General features: G+C 71.8%; 4 protein-coding genes. 1 reads left to right on the top strand and 3 read right to left on the bottom strand.

Features of this window, described 5'->3' with window-relative positions:
• The 3 genes from IEZ05_RS35610 to IEZ05_RS35600 form a co-directional block, all read right to left on the bottom strand.
• Positions 1 to 1497, bottom strand: a 1497-nt coding sequence (locus IEZ05_RS35610) for an LCP family protein (RefSeq protein WP_189234472.1), incomplete at its 3' end; no start/stop codon positions are given.
• Between the two features lie 262 nt (positions 1498 to 1759).
• Entirely contained in the window at positions 1760 to 2971 is a 1212-nt protein-coding gene (locus IEZ05_RS35605) for an LCP family protein (RefSeq protein ID WP_189234471.1), read from the bottom strand.
• Between the two features lie 544 nt (positions 2972 to 3515).
• Complete coding sequence (locus IEZ05_RS35600) at positions 3516 to 4280, bottom strand: TIGR03089 family protein (RefSeq protein WP_189234470.1); 765 nt, start codon at positions 4278 to 4280, stop codon at positions 3516 to 3518.
• A 139-nt stretch (positions 4281 to 4419) separates the two neighbouring features.
• Here IEZ05_RS35600 and IEZ05_RS35595 point away from each other — a divergent pair, with 139 nt between their 5' ends.
• Entirely contained in the window at positions 4420 to 5979 is a 1560-nt protein-coding gene (locus IEZ05_RS35595; RefSeq protein WP_189234469.1) for a peptidoglycan recognition protein family protein, read from the top strand.
• Positions 5980 to 6000: the final 21 nt, after the last annotated feature.

The following is a 6000-nucleotide window of genomic DNA, read 5'->3' as shown; positions in this document are numbered from 1 at the left end:
GAGCGGGGCCGGGGCGTTGCCGGCGTTCTCGGACTTGGTGACGCCCGCCTCGTTCTGGAGGTAGAGCAGTTCCTTCCCGGCGCTGCCGCCCGGGGCGCCGCCGTTGAGGACGCGGACGCGGATCTCGGACGGCTCGGACTTGGTGCCCTGCAGGCGCGCCGCGACGGCCGCGGCCTCCTTCTTCTGCTGCTGCTTGACCTCGGTGAACGAGACGTCGTTCTGGATCATGCTGAAGACCTCGGCGGCGGGCCGCTCCTGGAGGACGACCGTCGACTTGACCTTCTCGGCCGGGTTGTCGACCACCGGCACCGTGGTGAAGGTCAGGTTCTTGGTGTCGAGCTTGCCCAGCTCCAGACCGAGGTCCTTCAGCTTGCCGATGCTGTCCAGCTTGGCGTCGACGGTCAGCGCCTTGGTGCCCGCCTCCGCCAGCTTCACCATCTTGGACGGGCTGGTGAGCGTGTCGTTCGACTTCAGCTTGCGCATCAGCGCGCTGAGGAACTGCTGCTGTATCTGGATGCGGCTCAGGTCACCGCCGAAGCCCACCGAGTGCCGGGTGCGCACGAACGCCAGCGCCTGCTCGCCCTCGATGGTGTGCGTGCCCGCGGACAGCTTCAGGTGCGAGTCAGGATCGTCGATGTCCTTCGCCAGGCAGACCTCGACCCCGCCGACCGCCGAGGTCAGCGTCTTGACCGCGTTGAAGTCGGCGACCATGAAGTTGTCGGGGGTGACCCCGGTCAGCTCGGTGACGGTCCGCATGGTGCAGCTGGGCGTACGGCCGTCCTGGCCGAGGCTGGTGTTGAAGCGGACGCCGGTGGAACCGGGGATGACCTTCTTCGTCCCGTCCTCCTGCGTGGTCGGGCAGTCGGGGATGTCGACGATCAGGTCGCGGGGGATGCTGAGCGCGGTCGCGTTGGAGCGGTCCTTGGACACGTGCAGCAGGATCGTGGTGTCGGCGTGGCCGACGCTGCCGCTGTCGCCGTAGCCCTCGTTGCCGTCGCCGGTGCGCTTGTCGGTGCCGATCAGCAGGATGTTGATGGCCCTGTCCTTCTGGAAGCCACCGGTGCTCGCGCCGTCGTCGGCGACGGACTGGATGTTGTCGTTGAGGTGCTCCAGGTAGAGGTACCCGGCCGCCGCGGCACCGAGGACGACGAACGCCATGGTGCCGCCGGTCCACATCAGGACCTTCTTGCCCTTCGACTTCTTCTTCGCCGGCCGCCGCCGGCCCCGCCGACCGGGAGGCGGCTCGTCGGGTTCCGCGCGCCGCCTGCGCGGACCCGGGACCGCACGCCCCGGAGTGGTCACGGGCGCGGACGCCTGTGCGGTACGGGCGCGTGCCGCTCCGGAGGGGCCCGGCCCGCCCGAGCCGCGGGGGCCCGGGGCCGTCGGCTGCGCTGCGGAAGGGGCCAGTCGCAGTTCGTATTCGCCGGTGTCCGGGTTGAGCACCCACTGGTCTGCGGGGTCGATGTCCTCTGCCCGCCCACGGCCTTGCGCGTCCACGGTTGTCCGATCCTCCGTCGGGGCCACGCGGCGCCTTCCCCTCAAGGCGCCCGGTCTCGGTCACACAGTGCGCGACCCCCAGGACGGAACCTCGTGGCCGGGCACACCGGATCGCTCACACTAACCGCCCGATTCGGCGTGCGGCGCCGACGGTGACACATTCCACGATCCTTACAACCGGTCAATCCGCCCCTTTTCCTGGACAAGTGTCCGCCGCGCCGCGCATGTCTTGGCTCCGCCTTGCGCCGTCTTGGAACGCGCTTTACCCGCAGATGTCCTCGGCGGCGGTGTTCCCGCTGAACGTCGGCTGCGGGGAATCGCCGGCTCCCGGCTCGCCCGCGACCGCGGCACCGGAGCCGTTTCCGCCCCCTGTCCGCCGCCCGTCCGCCGCGACCGCCACCGGTTCGTCCGTCCGCAGACGGGTGAACAGCTTCTCGGCGTCGGGCTGCACGAGCTGGTCGCGATTGGCGTCACGCGCGTACGACTCCCGGGGGACGGTCAGGAATTGCACCCGTTCGGTGGGGATGCCACGCAGGCCGCGCGCGAGGTCGTACACACCCCGCAGACTCGCCAGGCCCGGGTCGGTCGTCAGGGACGACGTGGCCGCGTCCAGCACGGGATAGAGCTTCACCGGATTCAGCAGTACGTCATTGCTCTGCACCTTGTTCACGAGCGCCCCGAGGAAACGCTGCTGCCGGTCGATCCGGTCGGTGTCGCTGCCGTTGCCGAGCGATTTGCGGGCCCGGACGTAACCGAGGGCCTGCTCCCCGTCGAGCGTCACCCGTCCGGCGGGCAGTCTCAGCTGGGCGTCCTTGTCGTCGACCGGCTTGCTCAGGCACACCTCCACGCCGTCGAGCGCGTCGACCAGCTTCTTGAAGCCCTGGAAGTCGACGACCACATGATGGTCGATCCGGATGCCGGTCAGCTTCTCCACCGTGCGGATGGTGCATGCCGAACCGCCCGCCTCGAAGGCGTAGTTGAGCTGGGTGAACACCGGGGCGGTGCCGGAGCCGTTCCGGCGGTGGCAGCCGGGCACGTTCACCATCAGGTCGCGGGGGAGCGAGACGGCGGTGGCGCTGTCCCGGCCCGCCGCGAGGTGCAGCAGGATCGTGGTGTCCGACCGCTCGGTCCCGGTGTCCCGCCCGTAGCGCTCGTTGCCGTCGCCGGAGCGGGTGTCCGACCCGATCACCAGCACGTTCTGCGCGCCGCGGACCAGGGAGGTGGGCCGCTCCTTCTCGTACCGGGCGAGCTCGGCCGCCGCCGCCTCGTCGGCGGTGATGTTCGCGCTCAGCTTGGCGTACACCGCCCAGCCGACGCCCACGGCCGTGACGCCGAGCACGGCGACCGCGACGCCCGAGTTCCGCAGCCGGCGCCGCCGTCGCCGACGCCGCAGCCCGTCCCCGGTCGCGGACGCCCCCGCCCCCGGCCCCAGGGTCCCGGCTCCGTCGGAGGAAGCGCCTGCGCTGTCGCTCACGTCTGCCTCAACCCCTCATGCCGTACGAGCGTGCCCGGCGTGCGCGCTCCCCCGATCATGACCCGAACCCTCACGCACCCCCGGCCCTGACTGAGCCGAACGGGTCACTCCCACGGGAACCGAGCCCGCGCCCGCACAGCCGACCACCCCGGCCGGGCCCCCACCCCGCCCCAGCCGCGACCGTCGATGCCGCCTCAGCCGCGAGCAGTCCTACTGCCCCAGCCGCGGGCAGAGTCGTGCCTCCCCCAGTGCCTGAACGGCCTGGGAGGTACCCCCGGGGGCGGCACGGGTGGGCGGTGGGGGTCCGCCCGCTCGAGCGGAACCGAGAGCGGGGGAGGCACCCCGTCAGCGCGGGCCGCGTCACCCACCCGCGTCACCCACCCCGGCGCCGAGCCGGCGCAGGGCCGCGCCACCGGCACAGCGACGGCACCGTCAACGCCGGGCCCCGTCACCGGCCCAGCGACGGCACCCCGTCAGCGCGGGCCGCGTCACCCACCCGGGCCCGCGCCCCGTCAACGCCGGCTCCCTCAACCGCCGCACGAACTCACCGCGCCGTAACCGAAACCCGCTCCGCCTCGATCCGCTGATCCACCACACCGTCCCCCGCGCGCTCCAGATGCCGGCACAGCACCACCGACCCCCCCGACGCCAACGGCCCGTACAACCCCGCGTTCAACCCCTCCCACGTGTCGTACGGCAACCCCGACAGAATCCGTGCCCCCGGCCCCGTCAGCCCCAGCCCCGAAGCCTCCGCCCGAGCCCGCTCCACGACCTCCGCCCCGCTGAACTCCCGCCCGGCCACGATCAGTGCCGGAGCCTCCGGGTCCACCGGCACGTACGGCACGAACCGGTCCCCCTGCCCCGGCACCTCCACCGCGTAATCGGCGAAGCCCTCCGGCGGGGCCGGCGCGAACCGCCCCCCGAGCGGCCGCAGCGCCAGCGCGATCCGCGGACCCGAGCACGCCCGCGCCGCCTCCAGCGACTCCGGCTCCGGCCCGCTCACCACCACGTCCGCCGCCGCCGGGTCACCGGCCACGTCGGCGACGAGACCCACCGACGCGCACGCCAGCAGCCACACCGCCGTCTGCCAGTGCGCGGGCAGCAGCAGCGCGACCCGGTCACCGGGTTCGACGGACAGTTCGTCCTGGAGCAGATTGGCGGTCTTGGCCACCCAATTGGCGAAGGTGGCCACGGACAGTTCGACGCGTTCGCCGGTGGCGTCGTCGTAGAAGGTCACCAGGGGGCGTCCCGGGTCCGCGGCGAGCGCGGAACTCAGCAGGTCGGCAGGGGTGCGGTCGGTCGCGTTCACCCGCACAAGCGTACGCGGGACCGAGGACGCGTCCCGGGCGGACGGGGCACATCACCGCCACCGGATCGGGCGAAAAAGCCCTACGGGCCGTCACATCCCGCATGGACAGATTTGTCCGGTCATGTCCAGGATCAGGGGCATGCATGGATTCCTCACTTCCTCAATAGGCGTCACCTGCGCGGCCGCCCTGGCCCTCCCGCTCACCGCCGCACCCACGACGGCGACGGCAGTCACCGGAAGAGCGGCACCGGCATCAGCACCGGCACCGGCACCGGCCGCGGCGTACGTCCCCGGCAGCACCCAGTCGCTGCCGCTCGCGCCCCTCGCCGGCGACCGCGCCTCCACCGCCCCCGGCACCGCCGAACAGGGCGTCCCCCGCCGGGACACACGGCACTTCTCCCTGGTCGGCGTCGTCTGGGACGACCCGGCCACCGAACTGCACGGCCGCGTCCAGGTCCGCACCCGCGCCACCGCCACCGGCACCTGGTCCGACTGGCAGGACCTCGAGACGCACAACGCCGACCACGCCGCCGACCCGGGCACCGCCGAGAGCGCGTCGGGACGGGTACGCGGCGCCACCGCCCCGTTGTGGGTGGGCGAGTCGGACGGCGTGGAGGTGCGGGTGCGCGCGGGCGACGAGGACGGCACCACGGACGCCGCCACCACGTCCCCGCTCCCCACCGGCATGCGCCTCGAACTCGTCGACCCCGGCCAGGGCACCCCGCCCCAACCCCCCACGGACGAGGCGGCCTCCGGCGAGGGCCCCCGCACCACGGCCCTCACCACCGGGACCACCGAAACCGCCGCAGAGACCACCGAGACCACCGAAACCGCCGAAACCGCCGAAACCACCGAGACCACCGAGACCGCCGAAACCGCCGAATCCGTCGAACCGATCGGGGCCGCCGCCGAGGCCCTCGGGTCCGCCGAGTCCGCCGAGGTCTTCGCGTCCCTCGAGGGCCTCGACGCCTCCGCCGCCAACGCCGGCCTCGCACCCCTCGGCGCCACCGAGATCCCCGCACTGAGCCGGCTCCAGACCGAGAGCGAACTCCTCGCCCTCGGCACGCTGACGGAACAGCAGAAGGCCAAGCCGTACGTCGGTCCGCGCCCGAGCATCACCACGCGCCGCGGCTGGGGCGCGAACGAGAAGCTGCGCGAGAAGAAGTTCGTGTACACGAAGAAGGTCAAGGCGGCCTTCGTGCACCACTCGGCCACGGGCAACAACTACCGCTGCTCACAGGCCCCGTCCGTCATTCGCAGTATCTACCGCTACCACGTCAAGAGCATGGGCTGGCGGGACATCGGCTACAACTTCCTCGTCGACAAGTGCGGAAAGATCTACGAGGGCCGCGCCGGGGGAGTGTCGAAGCCGGTACTGGGTGCCCACACCATGGGGTTCAACTCCAACAGCATGGGAATCGCGGTCCTAGGCACCTACGGCTCGAAGAAACCGTCGTCCGCCGCGGTCAAGGCCGTCGCCCGGCTCACCGCCTGGAAGCTCGGTCTCTACGGCATGAATCCGCGCGGCAAGACATACCTGAAGTCCGGTGGTGGCAATCTCTACCGAAAAGGTAAGAACGTACGACTGAACGTCATCTCGGGTCACCGCGACGGCTTCGCCACGAGCTGCCCCGGCAAGCAGCTCTACGGAAAGCTCGGCACGGCCCGTTCCTCGGCGGCGAAGTACCAGGGCCGCTGAGGACGCACCACCGCACGGCCA

The organism is Streptomyces flaveolus (assembly GCF_014648815.1).
In the GTDB taxonomy this organism is placed as follows: Bacteria; Actinomycetota; Actinomycetes; order Streptomycetales; family Streptomycetaceae; genus Streptomyces; species Streptomyces flaveolus.
This window is presented reverse-complemented; position numbering and strand designations above follow the sequence as displayed.